The sequence below is a fragment of the Cupriavidus sp. D39 genome (genome assembly GCF_026627925.1).
Classification (GTDB): Bacteria; Pseudomonadota; Gammaproteobacteria; order Burkholderiales; family Burkholderiaceae; genus Cupriavidus; species Cupriavidus ulmosensis.
In genome coordinates this window covers 3,112,304-3,136,736 of sequence record NZ_JAPNLE010000009.1, presented here as the reverse complement: position 1 = coordinate 3,136,736, position 24,433 = coordinate 3,112,304, and the positions used below count along the sequence as shown (strand labels likewise).

Sequence of the window (24,433 nt, the reverse complement as noted above, 5' to 3'; positions counted from 1 at the left end):
GTCTCCGCGCCGATTGATGCCGTGCGCGAACTTCCTGTCCGCGGGTGCCGGCTACGAGCCAGAAATCGCGGCCGCGCTGCGGGTCGCGGACAAGGCCTTTTCTATCGGCTTGGTTCCGCTCAGCGGCGTTGCGATTGGTTGGGAGACCGAGCGACAGCTCCGCGCAGAGCTGGTGGCGCTGATCGGGGAGGTTGCGGCGCTCCTGGGCGAGGGGTGTCCGGCCGCCGTCCTGGATCACGCGGTCCACGAGCCGCTTCACGCCATCGCGGAGAACTTGAGCTTTTTCAGGGAAACTGCGGCGTGCTTGCGCGCGGCACAGGCGGCTCGGGTTTTCGTTGAGGGTCTTCTGACATGATTTACGATGTGCCCAGTACACCGAAGGAGCTCGTCATGTCCAAGTCTGATGTTGTCCGCGCCCGGGTCGACCACGATATCAAGGTCGAAGCCGCCGCCGTGCTGGCCGCCATGGGCCTGTCCGTGTCCGATGCGCTGCGTATGCTGCTGACCCGCGTGGCGCGGGAGAGGGCGCTGCCTGTCGAGCTACTCACCCCCAACCCCGCGACTGTTGCCGCTATGCTGGAAGCTCGTGCCGGCAAGCTGGAGCCCGTGACGCTCGACCAGTTGCAGGCGGAGATCGATGCAGAAGGTTGAGCAAACCTGATCAGTAGCACGGCTGGCCGCCAAGCGGCGCATCGCGCGTCAGCTCGCCGGCCTCCTGCACTTTTTCCCCACTTAGGGTGGCGCTGGGCGACCGCCATCAGCAAATGCCTACCTGCGAAGCGCTTACTTGGCGTTTCTCCATTCCGTCCCCAACGGGACGCATCGGCCGGACTCGCCTAGTCTGCAAGCATTTCCCGCTATCTGCATGATGGCTCTGGCCTCGGGTGGCTGGGTTTCGTAGTCCGCCAAGAGTGCGTCTGGCCACCGGCGCTGGACGACTCGCTCGGCCTCTGCTCGGCCGGAACACAAGCCCAGTTCAACGAGTCGCGTCTTCCCCTCCCGTTTGATCCGAACCAGCGTGTCGCGCAATATGCACCACTTCTTTGGTGGCGCGCCCTTCGCGTTCGCGCCGTGCAGCACCTCGCGCTCGCGGTTGTAGCAGGACACGCAGATCGTGCGGGCGCGCACGAGGCGCATCCCGCGCCGGCCACATCTAACGCAATCGAGGGCCGGTCGCCACCCTGCGGCCGTTCGACCGTCAGCATAAGCCGGTGGCCGTCCTGTCTCCGCGCCTTCTGAGTGATGTTCGCCGACCTCGCATTTCGAGCACTGAATGGAGCTCGCGAAGGTGTGATTTTTAGCGCAGGCAGCCGGCGTCAGATCGGCGTGCAGCCGCTCGCACCGAAACAGCCAAACGCCCTGAAAAGACTCGGATTCGTGATATCGGATTTCCATCCGACCATGGTCTGGTCACGACCGCACGGTACGGAACATAGTCGTGACGACACGATAGACCTGTGCCAAACGGCGCCAGGTGGCGCCAAGGAGCGACAACGTGTCTCATGAATCCCAGGAGCGGATCGTCCGCTCGGCAGAAGTGTCCACCCGGACAGGCCTGTCGAGAAGGACGCTATTCCGACTTGTGAAAGCGAACGAATTCCCGGCGCCATATCGATTGACCGATTCCTTGCTCGGTTGGCGAGAAACGGACGTCAATCATTGGATCGATTCGCGCCCCAAATTGACTGTGGAGGTTCCCGTTGAAAAATAGGCCAATCCTGTTCCTTGCAAAGCGCCCGGGGAACTCCCGAAGTCGATGCCGGCAGAGACACTGGCACCACTCACGAAGGCGGATAGCCAGGCGAGCCGGCGCGTTGTAGGAGCTTCGGATGCCCCGATGTTGGACAAGGGGAGCTGGACTTCGGTGCCCCGCGACGCTCGTATGAAGGCGCGTTTGAGCGCCTGGTCAGGACCCTGAAAGGATGGATAGTCCAATGAAAACCGAAAAGATCGAAGCCGTCGAGCAACGTCTGCGCGACGCGCTGGCGTCTGGACTTGATACGACCAAGCTGCGCGAACAATTGCGTCGCCTGCACGCTGATCTGCCAGTCGATCATGGCGATCAAGAGGCCGCAGCCGCACGTGATGCTGCTATTTGCGAGGACGCCGCCGGCATCGCCATGGCGGTACGCGAACGGGTAGCGAAAACCGTTGAAAGATATAACCTGGAGGGCTAACACACATGGAATACCAAGCACACGCGCTGGCCGTTGCGCGCCTCACGTTGGCCTCGGCATCGGAAGCTGCAGTTGGCGTTCAAGCGAATATCGATGCCCTGCAGCAGCGCCTGTATGGCGCGCGAGCACGCTACACCGATTCCCTTGCCGCTATGCGAGCTGGCAAGCTGGACGAGACCCTTGCCGCCGCGCGGATGGCTGCTGCAACGGCCGACGCCGCGGACCTTGAGTCGATGATCACCGAGGTGCGGCCGTCGCTCGAAATCGCCGAGCGCGCCCAGCAAAAGGCCGCGCAGGATGTCCAGGCAGCGGAGCGCGCGGTGGCGCTCGAGGAGCTGCGGCTGACTGCCGTCGTTCTCGATGACCAGGTTAAGCACATCGAGGGGAAGCTGTGTGAGGCGCTCGCCGCGCGCTATCAGGTCTTCATCGAGATGAGTGGCTCCCGCGGCGGCTCTCTGTTCCGGGTCTGGCAGCCGACCGAGGCGCTGCGGCGCGCGGTGATCGACATGCTGCCGCCGTCGGCCTGAGCGCTCCGTCGCAGGCGGCGAGCGATGGCTCTGCCGATATCTACACAAACGGACTGAGAAACATGAAAATCGATATCCGGAAGCCGGCTATTACGGTGACCCTGAAAAAAACGTCGGGCGCACCACAGTTGCCGGCAGCGCGCCGCTGTCGGCCCGCTATACGAATACCGCTCGCGACATCGACCTGACGCCATACCTTGGCGAACGCGGTTCAGTGAGAGTCACAAAGTCCGTCCGCGGGCCAGCCGGTTCGTTCTCAGTCGTGCTCGCCGACAAGATCGATCTCGACATTCAGGACACGCTCTACGCACTGATTGAGCCGATGGACGCGATCGAGATTTATATGGCCGGCTCGGCGTACAAGAAGGCACCCAGTGGGCCGCCGATCATGATGCGTGGCTTTGTATCGAGTGTGCAGCGCATGGAGGGCATGAGCGCCGACGGCAAACCGTCGCGCATGATCGTTGTGAGCGGTCAAGACTACGGCAAGATCATGCAGATCCTGCAAATCTTCAATATGCCGTTTGGTCAGGATGTCGCTAGTACGGTCACCAGCTTTCCGTTCTTCGCGCGATTTGGCTTCGAGTCGCGGCCCATGACGGCGGAGGTGTTTATCGGCACCGTATTCGACAAGGTGGTGAATCCGTACCTCGCGACGATGCGTGAGAACCCGGATGGCACCACCGCGAGCACGGCGCCGCTGCTGCCGATCAAGACCGATATCCAGTCGAATGGCGAGCAGGTGTCGCCGTTCGGAGTCGGCGGCTGGAGCCATGGCACGATGCAAGGCCTGATCACTCAGTTCTGCGATATCGGCCCGTGGAATGAGTTCTTTATCGAGGACCGCGAAGATGCGCCCTATGCAGTGTATCGTCCGAACCCGTTCAGGGACGCGGCGACAGCGAGCCTCATTCTGCCTGGCGCGGCCGCGCCGGCGATCACCGACGTTACGCGTGCCGACGTCGTCACGATGACCTGCGAGCGCTCGGACGCGACTGTCGGGAATTATTACTGGGTTGGCTCGCCGCGGTTCTCAATCGTGCATGGCTCCGTTGCGCTCGCCGTAGCGTTCCAATCGAGCGCCAAAGGCGGTCCGAAAACCGTCTACGTGGATGACTATGGCAACGTGAATCCGGCGCTCTATGGGACACGCAAGATGGAGGAGGCCACACAGATGGCCGGCCCGGACGAGCAATACAACGGCAACGGCTTGAACGGTTCGGCACTTGAACAGAGCAAGCTGGGGCAGCTGGATTGGATTACGTTACGCCGCGAGCAACTGATCGCTCAGAACCGGGACAACGTTGTTTTCGAGACAGGTTCGCTGCACCTGAAAGGCAACGAAGCCATCAGGGCCGGCACCTATGTGCGGCTCAACAGCGGCGATATGCGGCACCTCTACTATGTCGTGTCGGTGACGCACGACTTCGCGCCGTTCGGGAACTACTTCACCACGGTGGCGTTTGAGCGTGGTACCGGATTCATCGATCGCACCACCCGCTCGGCGAAGATGAGTTCGCCGTATTGGGCTGAGATAGTGAGGAAATCCCAATGAGCGCAGGAGTCCGGTTGCGGTGACCAATGACGTGGTCGCGAACGGGGCCAGCGCCACCCAAAAGCGTCGACGGTCGCGGGCTCAGTTCCTGTGAGTGTCAACCGTTGACACTTTCCGCTCGAATGCGCTGCCCAGCCCTTGCTGGGCAGCGGAGCTTCGATGACAGGAGCATGATGAAGGCTGCGGCCGCGGGTGCGGCTGCGGGTGCCCTCTCGCTCGTTGGTCGCCGTCCACGGGGATGGTTGGAGCATTCTGCGAGCCAGGCGGGTCCAATTTGTCCCGTTTTCTTGCATGCCTGCATGACGGTGGCACTTCCCTGGAGCTTCCGCGCGCGCGATCAAAAGTTGTATGTGATCGCGCCCTTACTGTCGACGATTCACCGCTTGGACACTAGCCTGGCGATGATCGCCTCGACCTCGGCGTCGCGCAGCTCGCGCGGGCGAAGCATAGACTTGATGTGAGTGGCCAGGGTGGTCCGCCGGCGAGGACGGGCGACCTTGCTCGACCGCCCGAGGATCTCCTTCGCCTTCTCTGCATCCGACTCGGCCCCAGAGGCCGCCTCGGCGGCGGGCTTGGGCTTTGTCGGCGCAGCCCGCGCGCCTGCGGGCGCACTGGCTTTGGGCGCCCCGGCGGGGCTCGCGACGGGCGCGGGCGCGTGTGGGCGTGCGGCCTCGGCGGTGGCCGCCCCCAGCCGCTCGCGCGGAGCGCCATTGGCCTGCGTTGCGACTATCGCGCTGGCTGCCCGGCTCGCGGGTGCAGCGGCAGGGGCTTCAGGGGCCAGGGCGGCGACGCTCGGGAAGGCCGGAAGCGGGGGCGCCGCTGGCGCGCCGGCCTCATCCCCGTCCCGCGTCGCGTCGCTTGCGGCCACGCAGATTGCCTGGACGGTCCCGGGATCGATGGCGATCGGCGCCCCATCGGCAGGGGAGGTGCCCCAGAAGGCGTTCTCGATCGAGGAGGCGCGGCTCGCCCGAATTCCCGTCTCGGCCGAGAGCCAGGCGAGGAGGGGGTCGAAACCCTTGTCCTTAGATAGGACGACGACGGGGCCGCGCTCGCCGGCCTGGACCATGCGCCCAAGCTCGAAGGCTATGTGGAAGTCGAGGGCGTTGGGCCCCGCGCCACTCGCCTTCACCCAGCGCGCGCGCTCGCCCATGGCCTGCAGGCCCATGGCGACCTCGATGGGGACCTTCCTCTGGCCTTCACCGGCGAAGACCGCCAAGCGCGCCGCCGGCCTGAGCCGGGCGAAGTCGATCGCCTGCACATTCTCGAAATCCACCAGGACCACCACGCCGCTGCCCATGCCATGCTCCCCATCCGAAAGCCCGCGCCGCGCGAACCGGGAAATCCGGGAGGCGGGCGGGGGCAACTTGTTTCTCACCCCACGGCTCTTTGGCCAAGGCCGAGTCTAAAGGCTGGAGGGCCTTCCTCGCCACTGGGGAGGGGCGGGGAAAGGAACAAGTGACGGTCACATGGGGCGCGCCGGGCGCGCTAAGATGGCAGTTTCGCCGCGCCTGAGGCAGCGCGCGGCCTGGCAACCACCATCGCGACCCCAGCATGAGCCGCCACATCCCCAAGCACCAGAACAGCGCCGAGACCTACCGCATCGCTGAACAGTTCAAGAATGAGGCATTGATCGGGGGCGCTCCCTATTCATGCCCGGCAAGACCCTTTGGGTCCCCGAGAACTTCGAGCCCCTGATCCGGCACTACGTCGAGGCGCCGATCCCGGAGAACGATGCGGAGGACGAGAAGAACTTCTGGGACAAGCTCCGCAAGCAGCTCTCCAAGTGCCCGGCCGAGAGCGTCGCGCTCTGCGCGGAGATCTACTGGATCCTAACGCTCGCATCGAGCAAGCTAAAGGTCGACTCCAAGCTCAAGCGGATCCGGGAGATCTGGGGGATGGCCAACTCGCCGCTGCCAAGCATCTCTGACGATTCGCCTTACCTGCAGCCGACGGCCCTTGAAGGCGTGGGCAACACCGGCGCCGCCTACAGTCTGCTGCTATGGATGGAGCTTGCATACGCGATCCGTGTCTTCAAGGATCTTGCGGAAATGCCCGAGACCAGGCGGACGGAGCTGCTGAGCGCGCCGCCGCTCTCCGGAGCCGATGGCGCGAGCGACCACGCTGGCGCGGCCGAGGCCGGCAGCCTCCAACCCTGGGCGTTCGCCAAGTGGCTCGACATGGCACGCGAAGCCAAGGGCCGACAGTTCTACCATATCCTCTCGCACGCTCTCTTCCCCGATTATTTCGAGCGCATCTTCGCCGAGCAGGGGAAGGCCTTGCTGGCTCGCCACGAGCGCCTGGGCATCATCCCTTCGCAGCGCGCCCCGCGGCACGTCCGCGATGCTGCGCTGCTCGACGCGCGCCAGATGATCGAGCGCGAGATTGGCCACGACATCGACTACTACATCGACCCTCCGTTGCTCAAGAAGCCGCCGAAGGCGAAGGCCCAGGGTCTGGAGATCTCGATGCCGGCCATTACGGCCGAATCGGTAGTGGCGGGCCTCGATGAGGACGACGACGAGGATGGCGCAGGTGCGCCGGGCGGGGTCTGGAACCCGCGCAACCGTATATTCTTCGGTCCGCCGGGATCGGGCAAGACGCACGCGCTCGAGACGATCCGAAAGAAGCGCCACGCGGCCGGCGAGACGGTCGAGTTCGTCTCCTTCCACCCGTCGTATTCCTACGAGGACTTCGTCGAGGGGTATCGCCCGGCGAGGGGCAGGGCGGGCGCTTGGGCGACACGCCGGTCCCCGGGCCTTTCCGACGAATCTGCCAGTCCGCACACGAGCATCCCGAGGTGCGGCACACGCTCTTGATCGACGAGATCAACCGCGCCAACGTAGCCAAGGTCTTCGGCGAGCTCATCACCATCCTTGAGCCGAGCAAGCGCTGCGCGCCCAACCCGAAGCTCGACTTCTCCGGCGCACGCACGGCGGTCCGCCTCCAATACAGTGGCGACGAGCTGGCGGTGCCGGCGAACCTCGACATCATCGCGAGCATGAACACGGCAGACCGCTCGGTACAGTCCATCGACCGTGCGCTGCGCCGGCGCTTCGAGTTCACCGAGACTCCCGCCGATCCCCGCTTGCTGCCCGCCGCGAAGGTGGGCGGCGTCGACTTGCGGGCGCTGCTGGCGGCCATCAACGATCGCATCGAGTTCCTCATCGACGGCGACCACGCTCTGGGCCACGCGCTGCTCATGGGCGTGGGCAACCTCTGGGACCTGCGGCGGGCCTTCTCCCGCCGCGTGATCCCGCTGCTCCAAGAGTATTTCTTCGAGGACCTGGGCAAGGCCAAGCTCGCGCTGACGGGATCCTCGAAGCCCTCGGCCTTCTTCGAGGAGCGGCCCTTGGAGCCCTCCAAGCTCTTCGACCAGTCCGCGGATCTCGACGGGCTCGATCCGCGGGTCTCCATCCGGCCGTCGGATGACCTTGCCACGTGGACCGCGGCCGACTTCATCCGGCTCTACCTGCGTGATGACGACGCAGAGGCGGCCATCGCGGCACTGGCTCCCATCAATCCCTCGGACGAAGAGGGGGTCGAAGCCGAGTTCGAGGACATCGACGAACTTGCAGAGGAAGCCGCGCCCGGCGCTGGGCCGTCCGGCGCGGACGAGGGTGGGGCTGACGAAGGTGGTCCTGCCACCCAGCCCTTGGTTGGCGCCCAAGCCGAGCCTCCCGCCGCCAACGACCCTGAGGCCGCGCCGGCCACCGGCGCGGGCGTCTGATCCCAGGGACGCGCACATGCCGACCCTTGCCCTGTTCGCCTTTGAGCGCGAAACCATCCGGGTGGCGCCCGACGGCGACGTGGCGGCGCTGCGCCAGCGCGCGCGCGCCGATGGACTCCCCGCCGACGGCCGCGACGACGCGGGGCGCCTCGCCCTGACGCACGCCGAGGCCGAGGTGCTCGAGCGCGTCAACGCCACCCGCTCCGACTTCTGCTCGCGGACGCTCAAGGGGATCGCGCTTTCCAAGCATTGCGGTCTAGTCCGGCTCGGCGCCGGCGGGGCGGGCCGAGGTGTGGTCCTGGAGGTTCTACCGAAGATCTGGGATGGCCACGGCGGAGCCGCCGAGGCCGACGCGGCCGAGCGAGCCGAGGGGGCGGGGAGGGCCAGACGTGCGCTGCTGCGAATGCTCGCCCTGGCCAGCGGACTTTCCATCGCCGAGCTGGACATGGCGCCACAGGCGGCCGCCCGCGCAACGCTGCTGGACCTTTTCATCCGCTCCTACCTGCGCGAGGCGCTCAAGGTAGCGAAGGGCGGGCTGCTCACCCGCTACGTCGAGTCCGAGGACGATCTGCCGGTGCTGCGCGGCAGGATGCTCCTGGTGGAATCCGAGCGCCTGGCGGCGACCCGCCCGGGATTGGTCCGCTGCTCGCACGACGAGCTCACGCCCGACAACGCCTACAACCAGGCCCTGCTGGCCGCCATTGAGCGCTGCCGCCCCCACGTCCGCCAGGCCGCCACCGAGCGGCTCTGGGTGGAGGCGAGGGCCTTCTTCGGGGGCGTCTCCTTGGTCCGGACGGATGCCAAGCGCGTGGCGGGGCTCAAGCGCGGCCGCGAGACGGCCCGCTACGAGGAGGCCTTGCGTTGGGCCGAGCTGCTCCTGGGCCTGCTCTCGCCCTCGCTTGCGGCCGGTGCCTCCGAAGCGCCCGCGCTGCTCTTCAACATGGAGCCCATCTTCGAGAGCTGGGTCGCCCGCCACGAGCGCCGGCGCGCGCCGGAGGGGATCGAGGTCCGCCTCAAAGGCTCGCCGCGCTACCTCTCCACCGTCGCCCACCGCAGGCCCGCCGCGGCGGCCGGTGGCGACGGCGCAGGCGGCGCGGGGAGCGCGCCCCAGAAACGCGCTGCCGGCCGCGTGAAAACCGCCTTCCGCCTCATGCCGGACGTACTCCTATGGCCTGACGGCGTGGACAGGGAGGAAGGGGCGCCCGCCGCCATCGTCGACGCAAAGTGGAAGAGCTTGGACCCCTCCAAGAAGGACTGGGGCGTCGACGAGAAGGACGCGCACCAGTTGGTGGCTTACCTCACGCGCTATCGCTGCCTGGCCGCTCGGCTGGCCTACCCCACGCTCTCGGCCGCCGGGTTGCCGTCGCAGGGCCCGCCGAGCTTCGAGATTGACCTCCCGGGCGGGGTGGTGGCTACCATCGACGTGGAGCTGGTGCCCATCGACGCTTGACCTCCAGCTCGACGAGCGCGCCCCACCTGCTGGGCCGGGAAAGCCCGGCAGTTTGTCGTAACTGACTTCCGTGAATTCCATGTCTATCCCCTTGTTTCGTGCTGGGAATGTCTGATCACGATCGACCGCGGGGGACAATCTCAAAAGGGTTGTCGGTTGTCGTGACGCCATCCTCGACTTTGTTCATGGACAATCTGGAGCAATGGCGATGGCGGAAGTCAGGAAAGAAGGCCAGCAGTGGGTATTGGCGCGCGCGCGCTGGGAGGCCGAGCCTCAGATGACGTTCTCGGACGTGGCCGTTTTGGTAGGAGTTTCAAAGCAAGCAGTCTCGAAGCACGCGAAGAGATGCGGCTGGCATAAGCACTTGGACATGCCGACCCTCGTTGCCAAGGCTCATGCGAAAGCGGATGAACAGACCGTGCGGACTATCGAGCAGGATGCGGGTGGGAGCCAGGCAGAGGCGCGGCAGGTTGTCGCTCCGAGCATGTTTTTTGCAGGGTTGTCGCGCCCCGCTCTTCCCGCCGACGCGTCCCATGAGCAAGCCCGCCAGATCACTACGGATGCTGCGGTCGATGCACGCGCCGAGCTGCTCACTCGCCATCGCCGGGAATGGGGCGCCGTGCGCAACCTGGCCTACGACTCGATCAAGTCGAAGGATCTGGATAAGGCGCGCACGGCCAAGACCGCCGCGGAGGCTGTGAAGACCATCCAGGACGGTGAGCGCAAGGCCTGGGGACTAGATTCGGGCGACGAGGGGCCGGTGAAGGTCACGGTAGTGCGGGGCGGCGAGTGATGCGGATGTCATCCTGACGCCAGATTTGAGGTAACACAACAGCTAGAATGGCAGAAGGCATGGCCGGAACGCCGCCCCTGATTTGGCAACACATGGTAAAAGGCCTTGGCAATTACCAAGGTGGGCTGCCACGTGACGACGTTGCCGGTGATAGGCAGAGACCGATGTGTCAAACACGGTAGCTTGGAGCGTTCGTCGGGGAGGCTGGCGCGTGCATGCTCCCAGCTGGGAGCAAAAAATGTCAAACTCTGTCAGCTGTCGAGTGTCGCCATATGGACGATAACATTCTGCTGCGCACAAAGGTGAGGCGATGTCGCAGCGAATTGTGGCGACGGCCCATTTGGAACGAGAAGATAGGGGCAAGGACAATGTCTAAGTTAGATAAGGCGTTGGAAAAAGCAATGAACACGCGCAGGCCGCCGGAAGTGTTGGAGAGGGAGATGGCTTTATTGTTCGAGGATTTGATGCGGCAACCGGAAGGATCAATCAATATCCCGGTCAACATGATCCGATCGTCGCCATACCGCTGTCGGGTGGGCAACGATGAGGCACACATCAAGAAACTGATGTCCTCGATAAGTGAAATTGGCCTAATCACGCCGATTGTCGTACGCAGGATGACGGTCGCCGACACTCGTGGCTCCCTGGAACAAACGTCAGACAATACCACTTTCGAGTTAGTGGCTGGCCACTACCGCACTGAGGCTTTTCGCCGTATGGGGCGCGCCACTATCCCTGGTATTATCCGGCCGCTCTCCGACGCCGAGGCGGCGCGCGCGCTCACTGCGGATAACGCCCTATCTCGGCCCATGTCAAATGAGAACGAGGTCACCATTCAGCGTGAGGGGCGCGTGGTCAAGATGACCCTGCTCGACGGCGAGGCAAAGATCACCGGCGATATCAACTTCGATAAACTCCGCGCGATTATCGATGCCAATCTGCTGGCGTTGCAGCGTGACTAGAAGGACTAAGTTGACTAATACGGGCTTCCGACTGGAGGCATAAATAGCCGGCACCGCCAGATCCGCGTGGGCTTCCTGCAGTTCGGCCAGTTCGACTGCAACTCACATTCCCGTACCAGTTCCCGACGTGGGCGATCCCCACGCATTTAGTGATAGCTTTCGGCATTGGACATCCGGCCGAAAATGCAGGGGAAAGGGTACTACCGATATTTTGTAGCCGCGGCGGAATCGGCGCTTTCGGGGTCGTAGCAGTCCGTCAAATCCTCATAAAAGCGCCATTTGCGTCACTTTTATGAGGATTTGCTATATTAAATCGCGGAGGACCGCAGCATACTGGATCCGGACGAATGGAAAACACGCGTGATCGCCGAAGGCATCACGCTGTGCCTGGCCTGCGAGTCGACGGAGATAACGCTGGGCGCCTGCGCCGTCGGCGCCATGACGATCCCTGCGAGCGTTGCCAGCACGAGTTCTCGGGACTCTTTGCGCAAGTTACCCACTACGAAGCACAATGAGGCCATAGTGCCAACTGCAGGAGCCAGCTATGTCCACCCTTGACCTCCAACAGGCACAGCAGCAGCTAGACCAACTGGTTGAAGCCGTGCAGGCCGGTAGCGAGCGCGAGGTGGTGATCCGTGACCGCACCGGCCGGCCCGCTGCCAAGCTGGTGTCGCTCGATGATGTGCATAACGAGGTGAACGAGCTGCGCGAGCGCCTGCGCCGGCTGGAACGCCTTTGGGCGCACGTCGTGGCGGCGAGCGATCCGCGCGCCGAAGCGCGCGCCCGGCTCAAGTGGCGCGTGCATCAGTCCATGGTGCCGGCCATCGCGGCCACAGATGCACAGCGCGAGGCCACCGCCAAACAGCGCGATATGACTGCCGCGATGGATGCCGACGCACAGCGCGAGATGGCTGCCGCGTTCTACACGCTGGAACGCACCTTCGCCGACGTGCTGGGCCCATCCTTGTTTGACCCGAACCAGGCGCTGAAGGAAGCGCGCCCGATGTTTCCGCCCCCGCACGCCAGCCGGCGCCGGCTGATTGGCATCGCCGCCGGCCAGCGGCCGGTGCCCGCCGAAATCGACGTGGCCAATCCGGAGATCCAGCGCATGTTCGAGGGGACGGGGAATTGAACTTGCTGCTCGACACGCACATCCTCCTTTGGGCTATGTACGCGGAGGACAGCAGCAAACTGCCGGCCGCCGCGGCAGCGCTGCTGGACAACCCAGAGCACGAATACTTCGTCAGCGCAGCCACCGTGTGGGAGATCGCCATCAAGCACGCCTTGCAGCGGGGCGACTTCAACTATCCACCCGATGAGGTCGTCGGGCTGGCGCAAGCCGCCGGCTGTCAGCTCCTGCCCGTGACCGCGGCGGACGCGATCGCACTCACCCGGCTGCCTCCGGCCGCCGCCGTCGGCGCCAGTAACAGCGACCCCTTCGACCGCATGCTGATCGCCCAGGCCATGTCCGGCCACCTGGTGCTGGTGACCCACGACAGCGAGATCCCCAAGTACCAGAAGCACCTGGCCCAGCAGTGCATCATCGCCGTCTGACGACAGACGGCCCCACCCCACTCCAACCACCGGAAACCCGCGCCATGGGCGTCAGCAAGCAAACCGAGATCACCGTCGCCGAGCACGAGGTGGCCTAGGGACGACGGTCCGAACTGGTGCGCGTGCCCGCCTGACGCCCAAGGAAAGAGACATGACCCCACGAGCCAAACTACTATTCTTTTTCAGTCTGCTGTTTGCATCGGCAACTGCTTTCGCGAACTGCGTGGGCTCGACTGGCCCCGGTGGGCCTTGCTCCACCGGCCCTGGTGGTGGCCTTTCGACCGGCCCCGGTGGTGGGATGTCCACTGGCCCTGGCGGTGGGATGTCCACTGGCCCCGGTGGTGGCCTTTCGACTGGCCCCGGTGGTGGGATGTCCACTGGCCCTGGCGGCGGCCTTTCCACCGGCCCCGGCGGCGGGCTCTCCACTGGCCCTGGTGGTGGGATGTCCACCGGCCCCGGCGGCGGCCTTTCCACTGGACCAGGCGGTGGTTGCTCTACCGGCCCAGGCGGGAACAATGACCGATGGAATCGACCGAATCCGAACTGTCGGTAATCGACGCGTCCGATCGGTTGATCTTGTGTGGGAACGAATGGGCGGCCAGCGCCGCTTCGTAGGCGGCGGCCATCTTTTGGGCCCTCGGCCAGCAACCATCAGGCTTCCGACCGTTCTTCCAGGTAGTCCGTCGCCGCCGCCGAGCGCCTGCTGACCTCGTCGGCTAGGCAAAATTAGGATGGTCATGGCGCCGGTTGTCGATTCAGGTTCAGTTTCCGATGGGTTGTCACGCACGACGATTCCTGCCAACGCCACCCCTGGCGCAGGCACGGCAGGTTGCCGCGGATGCTGCCGTCGACGAGCCCGCCGAGTTGCTGACCCGCCATCGCCGTGAGTGGCGCGCCGTGCGGAACCTAGCCTATGCCGCGATCAAGTCGAAGAGCTTGGAGGCACTGCTGCGGAGGCGGTGAAGACTATTCAGGATGGGGAGCGCCAGGGCCTGGGGCTGGATTCGGGCGACGAGGGGCCGGTAAATGTCGTGGTCGTTCGCGAAGGCTCTTGATGCAACCTATGGTTGCTCTGCGTGCCTTGCCGCGCGCGGCGTCTCCTCAAATCTACCGAATACCCAGTAGTTGCGTAGGTGCGCTTGGTCTCGACGGGGCGAATACGGGAATTTCCCGTATTTATCTCGGCCGTCGTTGACGGTCAGGACGGGGGCGGTACCGGGGCGCGGCAGGAATGCCCAGCGCGCAGAGTGTCACACTGTGACAGAGCCTTGGCCCTTTCACAAAAAAGATGTCGCTTAGTGACGCCGGCTCGGTGGGATCCTGTCGAGCGTCAACGGTTGATACCCACGCGACCGGGTCGGGCTGCCTTGAAAGTGTCAAACCTTGACACTCGATGGGCCATGCAGCATTGTCAGTCTCCGACACTGATCATGTCGCTCACCGAAAAGTGTCGAAATTCGACAGTTGTGGACTCGGTTCCTGGAAGTGTCGGGTGTCAGTCCTTGACGTCATTTCACATTGCGGAAAAATGTCAGGCTCTGACACTTTTCCGCAGCACTGCTGTCGGTGCTGACCTGCGCCAAGATGAAACCGCCACCAGTCGTCACGCGAGATTACGGATCTGGTCGATTCGCGCCACGATAAGGTGAAGCAGTCCATCGAGCGCCTTGTCTCACGCGGGGTGATCACACTCCCCCCAATGGGGGAGTGTCGAATGACGGCCCTGGCCCGAAGACTATCGCCGAGTATCGCGTCAGCAAGCGCGACAGCTAGGTGATCGTCGCCTAGCTCTTCCCCGAGTTCACTGCGCGCCTGGTCGATCGCTGGCAGGAGCTGGAGGGGCGTGCGGCGGCGGCCTCTTTGTGTTGCGGTTGCGCCGCCTATTTTGCCCTCCTATAGTCGAAGCGCAAGCACTTGGGGGTTCTATGTCAACAGTCAATCTCGCGGAGGCCCAATCTTCACTGGGAAGGTTGATCGAAGCCGTCCGCAATGGCGCCGAGCAGGAGATTATTATTCTTGGCGCAGACGGGAGGCCAGCAGCTAAGCTGGTTCCGCTCGCTCAACCGACCGCGGCGCTATGCATTGCTCCCACTGCAAGCGGGAAGCGGCTAATTGGCATCGCAGCGGGGAAACGCAAAATCCCGGATGACATCGATAAAGACAATGCGGAGATCCAGCGTATGTTTGAGGGGGATGGGCAGAATTGACGTTGCTGCTGGAGTTGGTCTATGCGACGCCGCATCGAATGTCACACTCCAGGCGCTGACTGCGCGACGGGATGGCGCCCTGTGTGCACCAGTTCGGGTTGCTCACTTCGGAGCGATGATCGATTTGCCGTCGAGCGCAATGGTGGAAAGGCCGGCCTTGCGCAGGCATCGTTTCTGCCCAGAAAGCGTCGAAGTTCCACACTGGATGGCCCGGCCCCGGGGGGTTAGAGCCTAACACTTTGCAGTCAAGTGCCCCGCCAGCCCTTGCTGCATATGGCTTGGGCCGAATGCTAGTATCGCCAAAACATCAAGGCGCAAACATGGACCAGACGTCCGATATCACCAGCAACCCCGGTTCGTCCGGCTGGCAGCTTGCGCTCGAGCGCGCGTCCGGCCCGCGCCCCTACCTGGGCGACCTGACGGCCATTGGCGCCGTGGTGCGCGACTTCATCGCCGGCATTGCAGATCGCTACGTGGCGGTCTGCCAAGGGCGCTCGACGCCGTGGGAGGCCGCGGCCGCCGATGGGACGGAGTGCAGCCGCATGGGCCGGATTTTCGCCGGCCACGATGCCGCCTATGAATCGATGGGTGAGTGGAACGACGGCGGTGGGCTGGCACACTTCCTGGCTGGCCAACTCGAGGGCATGGTGGCCGGCGATCAGTTGCGCGACCCGGTGCTCGCCGGCACGCAGGCCTTCGCCATCCTGGCGCACAAGGTCTACGGCGTGCTGCAGGAACCCCTTGCTGATTCTGATTGCGCCGCCGCTCACTCTGCGCTGTCCGACCTGGCCGATACCATGGCGCGCGCGCTGCTCGGCTTCGAGACCGGCCTCTTCGATCAGGACTGACCCTCCCGCGGGCTTAACATTTAGATCCGTCGCCTGTGGCCGGCCTTGTGGATCGTGCCGTCGCGGAGTTGGGACACTACTGCTGTGGCCGTTGCCTGGTGGCGCAAGCCGTACTGACGGCCTACCACGTGATGCGCAAGCGCAAGGCCGCGGCGGGGCGCACGAAGGCAGAACCGGACGACATGGACGATCCGCTGTGGCCTTAATCGCCCAGGCAGTCCAGCTAATCTATGGCGCTCCTTGCGCTGCTCTGCGAGCGCGCATTTCGCAGCCACCGCCAAGGCGCGTCTTCCTCAACTGCTTTCGACTGGAAACACTGAGCCGGGGCGAGACGAACGAACGGTGGCAGGTGCCTAACCAGACTTGCTGAGTTCTTTAGCGGCGGTAACCGCCGTCTGGTGCGCTTTGGTGTTGGCGAGCGAGGCATAATCTTGCCTGTCATGCGGTACTTTGTGTCTTTTCGCCTCGGAAAGGCGCTCATATCCAGCCGCTCAATCGCGTTGTACCGCCTTGCGTATTCAAGGCCGCGACGCACGTCCACCTTGTCCATGATCCCCGCCTGTACCATATCCTGCCGCGTCGCGGGCCCATTCGCTGTAATGAACGCCAAGATTCTGGAGGCGCAGGTGTACGCGCATAGCTCTCTACCAAAGCCTGCCGAGGGCAGCACTCTTGCGGCCTCAAGGTGCGTGGAGTCATCGATTTTCGCCATCCATTGGCTGGTTTCCGCTAGGCCGAAGCCGACTCCATATCGAGTCTCTATAGATCGAATTGACCAGCCGCAGAGGGTGGCCCGAATATCTAACGGGCATCCCGCCCGGCGCAATCTATCTACGAAAGCATGGCGCAGGCCGTGAATTTGGCAATGAATGTCACGCTGCTTCATCCAGGCTCCCATGGACGATGCGGCCCCGTTGCGCTTCGTTTGAGGGAGCTTGTTATAGCGTGGAAAGGCGTGTGTCTGCCCAGGCTTCGCTTCCGATACGACTCGGCTGGCAGCCCACAAAGCCACACCCACCAGGGGAAGTTTTCGGATACTGGCCGCTGACTTTAGCCCTCGCCAGCCATGTGCACGGATATCTATGTGCGGGTAACGGTGATTGAGAACAATGTCCGATAGGGCCAGGCCGGCAATCTCGGCAATGCGCGCGCCGGTGTCGATAAGCATCGCTAGCAGCCAGCGAATTTCGTCGTCCTCGTTGTAGCAGCTGGCCTTGAGATTTGCGATATCGTCCGGTGGCATTGGGAGCCTTTGAGTCGAATCAAGCCCCTCGTTTGGAATTGACACGCCGTGGAATGGATTCGGGCTATCCAATTCCTTTTCACGCAGGTACGCACTGGTGGCCGCTGCTAGATGCGCGATCTCTCTGCGCACAGAGTTGGTTTTCAGCCCCATAGCAATGCGCCTGGCTATATGCGCCCTGATATGTGACTTTCGTACTTCGGAGAGGCTAAGGTCGCCATTGGTAGCATAAAAATGCTCAAACGACTGCACAAGGCTCTGTGTGAAGTATGGGTGCAGTCGATGCCTGTTCAGCCGCAGATACAACTTCAAGATTGTGCTAAGCCTGAAACCCGGCGCGCATTCTGGGCGTGCGCCCCGGATGCGGGGCCGCAATTGCCGATTCTTGCGAAAGTTCTCAAACATCATGCATGGTCCATGGAGTGCAGGTTCTCGCATTTGACCATGTGGTGTGCGTTGCACTCCCCCAGGTGGTTGGGTGCCGCCCTCAATAACTGTGACCCGAGCTCTTCAGTGGGTGCGCAGATTTGTATAGAGGCGGCCAGATCAGTGGCAGGGCAATATCAGCGTAGTGCGTGGTTGTCGCGCGACAGTTTTCCACTCAGGTTGTCACGGTCTGGGCTTCATATAGCCCCGCCGGAGGCCGATAGCCAAGGCTGGCACGCCCCACGCGCACGCGAATAAGGCCGAGGCGTATAGCCTCGGAGCTCGAGCCTCAGCTGCCGGTCGGATTTGGCGGCTTCGGTGCCGGCCAGCTCGAAGATGGAGGCGCCAATCTCGCCCATCACGAACATAACGCCTCCGAGCCGGCCGCTCTGCGAGCAGAAGCCGAGGTAGGGATTGCCGATATCATCGACCATCTCTTGGATCTCGTTGAGCTCGCCTACCAAATTCGAGACCTTGACGCTCTCGTCGTCGATCAGTGCTCTGCCGATCCTGAGCAGATCCTCGCGGGCCGGCTCCACTAGCGCCGCGAGCTCCCCCTGTTCGTCATGCATGGTTGACTCCCTGGCGGCTTGCTGCTCTGTCCCGGGCGCGCATGATGCTCTGCCTAGTCGTGCCGTAGTCGCGGGCGACCTGGGCGATCGAGACGCCGGCGGCGAGCTTCGCCAGCGCCTCGGCCTGCTCTGCTTCGGCGAGCGCCGCCGGCCGCCCCAGAGCCTTGCCCTCTGACTTGGCGCGAGCGAGCCCGGCCTGGGTACGCTCAATCAGCAGGTCGCGCTCGAATTCCGCAACCGCGTTTAGCACGCCCATCGTCATCTTGCCGGCCGCGCTGGTCAGGTCGACGCCGCCGAGCGCAAGGCAGTGGATCGGCACGCCCATCGCGGCCAGACGCTCGACCGTGGCGCGCACGTCCATCGCATTCCGCCCAAGCCGGTCCAGCTTCGTGACGATCAGCACGTCACCCGCCTCCAGCTTGTGCAGCAGCTTGGCGAACCCAGGGCGCTCGCCGGCGGCGACGGATCCGGAGATGTTCTCAACGACAATGCGGTGCGGCTCGACAGCGAAGCCGGCCGTCTGGATCTCGAGTACCTGGTTGTCGGTCGTCTGGTCCGCGGTGGAAACCCGGGCGTAGGCGAAGGTTCGGGACATGGCTGCGTTCCTGATCTGTACGTTGAGGGTGTACGCATTATGTGGGTAGTACGAAATAAGTAAAGACTAATTTACGTACATACCTGCGGCCCCAGTACGTAGACGGTCGATTTCGTACACGTCTAACGCAAGCCCGACTGCTGAGAGAGGAGCCACAGCAATTCGCGCCGAACACCACCGCTAGGTCGCCAGTTCGCCCCGTGATGTCACCTCTCGTCTTTCGAGGCCGCAAAGCGGCGCATACGCGACTGATCGCGCCTCCTATATAGGCGCATCATTGAGTTCCGCAAGCGCGCGTAGAGGACGCCGTTCAAGGTTGAACGTGTCGACAAAACGAAGGTTGGTCGACCATTCCGGCCCCAGAAGCTCAGCCATTACTCCCGGATCGGTATGCCGCCAAAGCGGATGAACTACGACGGTGCGCCCGACTTCCACACCGTCGAGCGTGCGTTCGATGAGACAAGGAAGACCAGAATACTCCAACGACTTGTATTTAAGAGTGCCCCGGCGCATTTCAGCCACGGTCTCGGCGAGCTCGTGTGCTCGCCTGCGCCATCCAAATATCTCGGGCAAGCCCTCATCGCTGCGCGTAAGTCCACACGTGTAATCGGGCGATACCATCGCGCGCAAATATGAGAGACCCAAACGCCAGTCGAGAATACCGTGATAGCGCCTATTACCATACCGCTGAATGCATCGATAGCATGAGGTCCAACAACGCTCCAAGTGAGCCCCTTCGTGATTGACACTCACAAAGTCCTGAAGAGGCCATTCCTCCTGGTTTTCGAGAATTGAGTGAATCATTTCCACGATTTGTGGCGGTCGGCCGCAACCTATGGACTCTCCAAGTCGTCTACAGAGTCCCGATCCATTGATCAAAGCATCAGCGATCTGGAGCATCGGAAGTCCGGACCTCAGACGCGGCTCGAGTGCTTCGAATTCATCCGACGAGACGTCGAGCTCAAGTGCTGCCTTCTGGATAAGTATCTGAGTTGCGCTGATAGCCGCGGCGCGCGTCGGCAGGTTTGAATTTGAGCCACGCCGTGTAACCATGTCGAGGTTTAGTCGAGGATCAAAGTTGTCAACTCTAAGTAGAGGGCATCAGTCTTCTTGCTAGCAATGAGGCCGAAGGTCATCTGAGAATCTTGCTTAGCCGCCCAGCGACTACCGCGCTCCTTTTCCAAGAAAGAAGATTCAATTGCCTGGGGTCCGTCGATTGTGAGCGGCTTCGACCGCAATGGCACCGGTACTCCCTGATCCTGGGCGAGATTGATGACAAATCGGTTGCCCTCACCTTCGTCTCCTGAAACGCCATCATTAAGTTGCATAACAGTGACATCCGCACCACGACGAACTGCCATTTTCCCGTACGCCACTCGCTCCCCTTCGCGAAGCACCGTCGCTACCGTTCGAAACGCCATTCGACCAACCTCATCCAGGTTGGTCCTCGGTTGAAAGTCAGTGCGAAACGCGGTAGGTGTTACGTAAAGATGAAACTCCTCCGGCGGAATCTCTTCGTGACAATCATCACAGTTCAATACTGTGGCAGGCTCGCTTTCATCGTGTTTCGCCGAGCCGCAGCTCGGACACAGAGCGACATAAGTCTTGGACTCGAGCCAGTTCGAAACAGCCCGTATCTCAACATCAGAACCACGGCGCTGAGGCTCCGCTAGGTCACCGGTGAAGCCTATTACGCGGTGCTTTTGCTTATCCTTTACTAAGATCGCACCGGGAGCGAACTCAAAAACCGCGAGATCAAGGTCTCGATCCATTGTGGACCATTCGTACTCAGGAGAGGCGCTATCCTTGTCGGAGCGAAGGCCGAGGTAGAGCTCGCGCACTCGAGTTGGCATACCGTACATCGGCAGTAGGCCACCTTCGGCTAGAAAGCGAGCGAGCCCGAATCCGGCGTTAGGGGCGAGCGTACCGAGCTCGTCAATATCGGACAAAAGTTCATCCACCGTAGCCCTCGCTAGCAAGCGATCGCGCTGCGCTTCATTGAAAGTCGCCGCGTGAGCATAATCATCTCGCTTTTGTATGGTCAACTCAAGAGCCCGACGAAGCCGGTCTTTCCATGCGGCCTCCGAGTCAAAAAAATAATCGCGAGTCGTTACATACTCACCGTGCACATCTGGCGGTACAAGTATGTCACCGGGATAGATTTGACCTTTCGCCTTGCATTCGTCGCGCAGTAGCTTGAACGCCTCACGGAGCCACGCCTTGCGCAGCAGCCGGAGCGGAATGGGATCGTGGCTAACAGCAAGAAAAGGAGGTGGCGGCTGATCACCAGTAATCGCTTCCGGATGCGCAAAATAGTATGCATCATGGCTCCGCCCACGACAAAAGGTCACCACAAAGGAAAATGCTTGTCCACGACGTCCAGCACGACCGACTCGCTGTTGATAGTTGAACCGCTGCGGAGGCATATTCGCCTGATATACGCTCTGAAGTGCGCCAATGTCGATTCCCACCTCCATGGTGGTTGTTACGGACAGCATGTCTATCTCAGCAGAGAGCTTCTGAATTTCACTTTCGCCGTCAACAAAAATTCCCTTGAATTTACGCAATCGCTCCGAAAAATCATCAGTCTGGCCAGTGAGCTCTTCGACTCGCAGACGAAAACGACTTACTCCGTCGTCGTGGCTTCGCATAATGCGACGGCCAAGAAAATTGCTCCGCCACAGCGCCTCAACCTTACCGGTAGGCTCCTTCTGGAGCCCCTCGCCACATCTTGTGCATCGCATGACACCGAGATGCATGTGGACGCGTTCGCAATTGCCGCAACGCCAATATGGATCGCTTGCCTCAGCCACCTTAAGATAAAGATTCCCTATCTCAAACATGCCACTCTTATGTCCGAGATCGGCAAATCTATTGAGGACTCCCGTCAACCCCTCAACATGGCCATTGTCACCGAATACCATTTTTGCAAAGCGAGTCGTCCGCTTGTGAAACACGTCGGCTCCAGACACCCATTCAGTCATGCGACTGTCATCGGCAAACTTATTGTCGCGAACACGCGTGGCTTTAGCAAATACTCGTAACCAGGCGTCCAACTCGTCCGCCTTAGCATCGATCCCCTTCGACGCCGAAGGATAAGCTAGTCCCGTCTCTTCGAGAGCGAAGAATGTGTTTGCGAAGATGACGTCATCGATAAGCTCGTACTGTCGCTCCAGGATGATGCCATTGAGTTTGGCGCGCGAAGCCTGCGAGAGCGTCTGCGTGTAGTCGATCGCGTCTCCCTTCTTATCAAAGAGCTGATACCAAGGCCTTTGCTCGAAGGTCTGCAGCCCCGCCTCATCAAACGGGTGAGTGCCTATCCGGACAAACTCTGCTACCAGGTCTCCAATTGACCCGTCGCTGACGTTATGCTGCAACAAACGGTCGAGCTTGACTTTGCGACCTCCAGCGCCGCCCGCCGCATCCCGACTCTGCTTGGAATAGCGATCTAGCAACGCCGCACGCTCCTCCTCACGTCCAGCTTCCTGCAGTTCCGAGAAGCGGGCCAGAAAATCATCGTGAGACATCCACTCGTTCGCCGCCCTCGTAACGTAGCTCCGTGCCGCGGCGACGAGGACTTCTCGTCGAAGGTCACGCAGATGTAGGCGCTCGATCTCTAGTGCCTGATTGGCTGCGTCCTGGCGACTATCGGAGAAAACGATGCCCTTAGGCGCAGCACCGATTGCGTGGAGCAGCTCGAAGAGCTCTGTTGCTACAAGTTGAGACGCCTTTGTGACGCCGGTGCGAAACGCGCGAATTGGGGAACGTGAACGATTTGCCGCCGGTCGATTTGAATAATCGGTCCCGCACTTCGGACAGCAAAAAGGCTGAGCAGATTTGCTCCCAGTGATCTTGCCTTTCGGGCCTCTAACGGCTGCGTCTTCTTGATAGTAAAGATACCCTCCAATGCGACCATCCGGCACATCTTCATGGATAGTTGCGACACCTGTCTCCGGATTGAGGTACGCTGGCTCCCAACGATCGTAATCTTTCTCTGAACCGGCCCATTCATCGCGCCGTGGCCAGAACACAGCGAACTCATCGAGCTTCATAGAGTCGTAGTACTCCGACGAAGCGCGCTCGGGCAGCCCCTCAAGATCCGCGGTCGACGGTAGAAGTTCGGTGGCCCTGCTTGTAGTGCTTTTCTGTCCACGCTGACCGCCGACAAAAAGGTCGCCGCATGCTTCACAGTAGAGCAGTTCGAAAAGCCGAAGGCCTCGCTTTTCCCCTAGGCCCGGCGCTGCATGCGATGTCCCACGCTCGACCGTGAAATCTCTGAAGGTAACGACTCCGTCGCGTAGCTGAGGAGCGGCGAATAGGCCCTCGATATTGCGAATAAATGTGTGAACGCGAAATGCAGGCGTCTCAATTGCAACCTTCGCTTGCCATTCGCCGGACTCTGGTAGGGCACGAGCAAGCATAAACCCTCGCAGCGCCATATCTGGATCTTCTTCATTGGAGCGGAAAATCCGGCGGGCTATTTCGCTAGCGGCGGTTGCTCGCACTCCTTCGCCATCTTTGCACGCATTGGTCAAAACGGCGGCCGCAGCCTCAGCGAGCTTCTTGATCAGATCGTCATCATTCTGACCAGCGACGCACAGTGCGCTCGCTGCCTCATGGATCGCGGCGCTAATTTCCGGAGTCTTCCTCAGCTTAGCGACGAACCCGTTCTGTTCCTTGAGTGCCGCAAGCATCAGGCGAACGAACGGTGCTGGATCGATGGCTCCTCCGAGCGCTAACGGTATCTTAGGCACGCCCTTGATAACACAATCGTTCCAAAAATCTGGACTGGTCGACCCTGGGTCACCTCGGGTTGCACTGGTACCATATGGCGCAAAAAATCGCGAAGGTAGGTCCGCGACTGAATGCCTCCGTCCCCCTCCATTGGCAGCGAAGCTGATGATGCCAGTATGCGCAGCTTGTGGCGATGCTCGGGTCGGCTCAGGCCCAACCGATCTAGCAACGACTTCATAAGAAAGCCGACTTCAGTACCCGCCGAACCACGGATAAGGTGCAGCTCGTCAAAGATGAGGTAGAAGTACGCATCCTCATTTGACAGAAGCCACTCCCGCGTCTGGTCAAATATTGGATCCTCGACCTCGCGCGAAAGCATCGCGCCCAGCATCGAAGCGTTAGTAACCAAGACATCAGGTGGTGCGTCGTGCATGTCCCAGCGGGACGTCATCTCCCCACCGCCTACTGAGGGAAAGATGAATCTGGTCTTGTCGGGCGTCTGCATTCCACGCTCGGTAGCTTCCTTCGATGCTTGTTCATCGTGAACCCGTGCGGCGTCCTGGTTAGCCTTAGTGGCTTGCATGGCGTTGCGGAGCCGTTTGACGCGTCGCGCACGCCGTGCCTTCTCCTTTAAGTCGTCGGCCAAACGAGGATGGCGCTCATAGCCTGTTACTGGCGTCGAACTCGTGTATTGGCCGAAAAAATTCGATTTCGGGCGAACCGATCGTCCATCGTGGCGTGCGCTTCATCGGAGTCAAGCGTCTTGCGTAAGCGAACCATCTGGTCTTCGACGAGCGCATTCATCGGGTATAGGACCAATGCTCTCACAGCAGATGGCCTCGCTTCCCCGTGACGGTGAGGGATCCACCTTGAACCGGCTTCCGCCCACCAGTCGTTCTGTAGATAGTCTTTCGGCGGTTCTGGCCAGGTCACCGCTTCATTCGCGATTGCGGCCAGTACGGGAAGCATGAAGCTCTCAGTCTTGCCCGAACCTGTCCCGGACGCCACGATCCCTGGATGGCCTGGTCTGAGCCCCCGCTCAAGCATTGAGATCTGATGCCGA

Annotated in this window: 27 protein-coding genes; 18 read left to right on the top strand and 9 right to left on the bottom strand. The window is 61.9% G+C overall.

Annotated elements, in window-relative coordinates; all coding sequences use genetic code 11:
• Positions 1-16: 16 nt before the first annotated feature.
• The 7 genes from OMK73_RS26790 to OMK73_RS26765 all read left to right on the top strand — a co-directional run bounded on the left by OMK73_RS26790 (position 17) and on the right by OMK73_RS26765 (position 4,259).
• Complete coding sequence (locus OMK73_RS26790) at positions 17-355, top strand: hypothetical protein (protein WP_267604665.1); 339 nt, start codon at positions 17-19, stop codon at positions 353-355.
• A gap of 35 nt (positions 356-390) precedes the next feature.
• On the top strand, positions 391-651 hold the full coding sequence (locus OMK73_RS26785; protein ID WP_267604664.1) for a type II toxin-antitoxin system RelB/DinJ family antitoxin: 261 nt from the start codon (positions 391-393) through the stop codon (positions 649-651).
• Between the two features lie 591 nt (positions 652-1,242).
• Complete coding sequence (locus tag OMK73_RS26780; protein ID WP_267604663.1) at positions 1,243-1,506, top strand: hypothetical protein; 264 nt, start codon at positions 1,243-1,245, stop codon at positions 1,504-1,506.
• The gene (locus tag OMK73_RS39395; RefSeq protein WP_420715579.1) at positions 1,475-1,711 is read left to right on the top strand and encodes a helix-turn-helix transcriptional regulator; all 237 of its coding nucleotides are present in this window, start codon (positions 1,475-1,477) and stop codon (positions 1,709-1,711) included. The genes OMK73_RS26780 and OMK73_RS39395 overlap by 32 nt, the downstream gene beginning before the upstream one ends.
• A gap of 223 nt (positions 1,712-1,934) precedes the next feature.
• Positions 1,935-2,177, top strand: coding sequence for a hypothetical protein (locus tag OMK73_RS26775; protein ID WP_267604662.1), 243 nt, complete (start codon positions 1,935-1,937; stop codon positions 2,175-2,177).
• A gap of 47 nt (positions 2,178-2,224) precedes the next feature.
• Entirely contained in the window at positions 2,225-2,704 is a 480-nt protein-coding gene (locus OMK73_RS26770) for a hypothetical protein (RefSeq protein ID WP_267604661.1), read from the top strand.
• A 262-nt stretch (positions 2,705-2,966) separates the two neighbouring features.
• Positions 2,967-4,259, top strand: a complete 1,293-nt coding sequence (locus OMK73_RS26765) for a hypothetical protein (RefSeq protein WP_267604659.1) — start codon at positions 2,967-2,969, stop codon at positions 4,257-4,259.
• A gap of 376 nt (positions 4,260-4,635) precedes the next feature.
• Here OMK73_RS26765 and OMK73_RS26760 read toward each other — a convergent pair whose 3' ends face one another.
• Positions 4,636-5,556, bottom strand: coding sequence for a PIN domain-containing protein (locus OMK73_RS26760; RefSeq protein ID WP_267604658.1), 921 nt, complete (start codon positions 5,554-5,556; stop codon positions 4,636-4,638).
• A 352-nt stretch (positions 5,557-5,908) separates the two neighbouring features.
• On the opposite strand from OMK73_RS26760, the gene OMK73_RS26755 reads away from it, so the two are divergent.
• The 7 genes from OMK73_RS26755 to OMK73_RS26725 all read left to right on the top strand — a co-directional run bounded on the left by OMK73_RS26755 (position 5,909) and on the right by OMK73_RS26725 (position 12,745).
• Entirely contained in the window at positions 5,909-7,075 is a 1,167-nt protein-coding gene (locus OMK73_RS26755) for a hypothetical protein (protein ID WP_267604657.1), read from the top strand.
• Positions 7,057-7,986, top strand: coding sequence for an AAA family ATPase (locus tag OMK73_RS26750; protein WP_267604656.1), 930 nt, complete (start codon positions 7,057-7,059; stop codon positions 7,984-7,986). The genes OMK73_RS26755 and OMK73_RS26750 overlap by 19 nt, the downstream gene beginning before the upstream one ends.
• Positions 7,987-8,002: 16 nt before the next feature.
• Positions 8,003-9,436 carry an McrC family protein gene (locus OMK73_RS26745; RefSeq protein ID WP_267604655.1) on the top strand — a complete coding sequence of 478 codons (1,434 nt, stop codon included), beginning with the start codon at positions 8,003-8,005 and terminating at the stop codon, positions 9,434-9,436.
• A gap of 202 nt (positions 9,437-9,638) precedes the next feature.
• On the top strand, positions 9,639-10,229 hold the full coding sequence (locus tag OMK73_RS26740) for a hypothetical protein (RefSeq protein ID WP_267604654.1): 591 nt from the start codon (positions 9,639-9,641) through the stop codon (positions 10,227-10,229).
• Between the two features lie 401 nt (positions 10,230-10,630).
• Positions 10,631-11,191 carry a ParB/RepB/Spo0J family partition protein gene (locus tag OMK73_RS26735; RefSeq protein ID WP_267604653.1) on the top strand — a complete coding sequence of 187 codons (561 nt, stop codon included), beginning with the start codon at positions 10,631-10,633 and terminating at the stop codon, positions 11,189-11,191.
• Between the two features lie 544 nt (positions 11,192-11,735).
• Positions 11,736-12,323, top strand: a complete 588-nt coding sequence (locus OMK73_RS26730; protein WP_267604652.1) for a hypothetical protein — start codon at positions 11,736-11,738, stop codon at positions 12,321-12,323.
• A gap of 2 nt (positions 12,324-12,325) precedes the next feature.
• Positions 12,326-12,745, top strand: coding sequence for a type II toxin-antitoxin system VapC family toxin (locus OMK73_RS26725; RefSeq protein WP_267604650.1), 420 nt, complete (start codon positions 12,326-12,328; stop codon positions 12,743-12,745).
• 494 nt (positions 12,746-13,239) lie between these two features.
• On the opposite strand, the gene OMK73_RS26720 is transcribed toward OMK73_RS26725, so the two are convergent.
• Positions 13,240-13,371, bottom strand: coding sequence for a hypothetical protein (locus OMK73_RS26720; RefSeq protein WP_267604649.1), 132 nt, complete (start codon positions 13,369-13,371; stop codon positions 13,240-13,242).
• A 145-nt stretch (positions 13,372-13,516) separates the two neighbouring features.
• On the opposite strand from OMK73_RS26720, the gene OMK73_RS26715 reads away from it, so the two are divergent.
• From OMK73_RS26715 to OMK73_RS26700, 4 genes are all read left to right on the top strand, one after another.
• Positions 13,517-13,708, top strand: coding sequence for a hypothetical protein (locus OMK73_RS26715; protein WP_267604648.1), 192 nt, complete (start codon positions 13,517-13,519; stop codon positions 13,706-13,708).
• Positions 13,709-14,670: 962 nt separating this feature from the next.
• Entirely contained in the window at positions 14,671-14,952 is a 282-nt protein-coding gene (locus tag OMK73_RS26710; protein WP_267604647.1) for a type II toxin-antitoxin system Phd/YefM family antitoxin, read from the top strand.
• 320 nt (positions 14,953-15,272) lie between these two features.
• The gene (locus OMK73_RS26705) at positions 15,273-15,800 is read left to right on the top strand and encodes a hypothetical protein (protein WP_267604646.1); all 528 of its coding nucleotides are present in this window, start codon (positions 15,273-15,275) and stop codon (positions 15,798-15,800) included.
• A 47-nt stretch (positions 15,801-15,847) separates the two neighbouring features.
• A complete protein-coding gene (locus OMK73_RS26700) occupies positions 15,848-16,006 on the top strand; it encodes a hypothetical protein (protein ID WP_267604645.1) in 159 nt (52 codons plus the stop codon).
• Between the two features lie 17 nt (positions 16,007-16,023).
• Here the strand turns inward: OMK73_RS26700 and OMK73_RS26695 are convergent, their stop codons facing one another.
• The 7 genes from OMK73_RS26695 to OMK73_RS39390 all read right to left on the bottom strand — a co-directional run bounded on the left by OMK73_RS26695 (position 16,024) and on the right by OMK73_RS39390 (position 24,417).
• The gene (locus tag OMK73_RS26695; protein ID WP_267604644.1) at positions 16,024-17,355 is read right to left on the bottom strand and encodes a tyrosine-type recombinase/integrase; all 1,332 of its coding nucleotides are present in this window, start codon (positions 17,353-17,355) and stop codon (positions 16,024-16,026) included.
• Between the two features lie 311 nt (positions 17,356-17,666).
• On the bottom strand, positions 17,667-18,041 hold the full coding sequence (locus OMK73_RS26690; RefSeq protein ID WP_267604643.1) for a hypothetical protein: 375 nt from the start codon (positions 18,039-18,041) through the stop codon (positions 17,667-17,669).
• On the bottom strand, positions 18,034-18,636 hold the full coding sequence (locus OMK73_RS26685) for a recombinase family protein (protein WP_267604642.1): 603 nt from the start codon (positions 18,634-18,636) through the stop codon (positions 18,034-18,036). Before OMK73_RS26685 ends, OMK73_RS26690 begins: the two co-directional genes overlap by 8 nt.
• A 261-nt stretch (positions 18,637-18,897) precedes the next feature.
• Positions 18,898-19,158 carry a hypothetical protein gene (locus OMK73_RS26680; protein ID WP_267604641.1) on the bottom strand — a complete coding sequence of 87 codons (261 nt, stop codon included), beginning with the start codon at positions 19,156-19,158 and terminating at the stop codon, positions 18,898-18,900.
• Positions 19,159-19,697: 539 nt separating this feature from the next.
• Positions 19,698-23,330, bottom strand: a complete 3,633-nt coding sequence (locus OMK73_RS38435; protein ID WP_324291769.1) for a helicase-related protein — start codon at positions 23,328-23,330, stop codon at positions 19,698-19,700.
• A 41-nt stretch (positions 23,331-23,371) separates the two neighbouring features.
• Complete coding sequence (locus OMK73_RS26670; RefSeq protein ID WP_267604639.1) at positions 23,372-23,953, bottom strand: hypothetical protein; 582 nt, start codon at positions 23,951-23,953, stop codon at positions 23,372-23,374.
• Positions 23,954-24,039: 86 nt separating this feature from the next.
• The gene (locus OMK73_RS39390) at positions 24,040-24,417 is read right to left on the bottom strand and encodes a DEAD/DEAH box helicase (RefSeq protein WP_420715578.1); all 378 of its coding nucleotides are present in this window, start codon (positions 24,415-24,417) and stop codon (positions 24,040-24,042) included.
• Positions 24,418-24,433 lie beyond the last annotated feature (16 nt).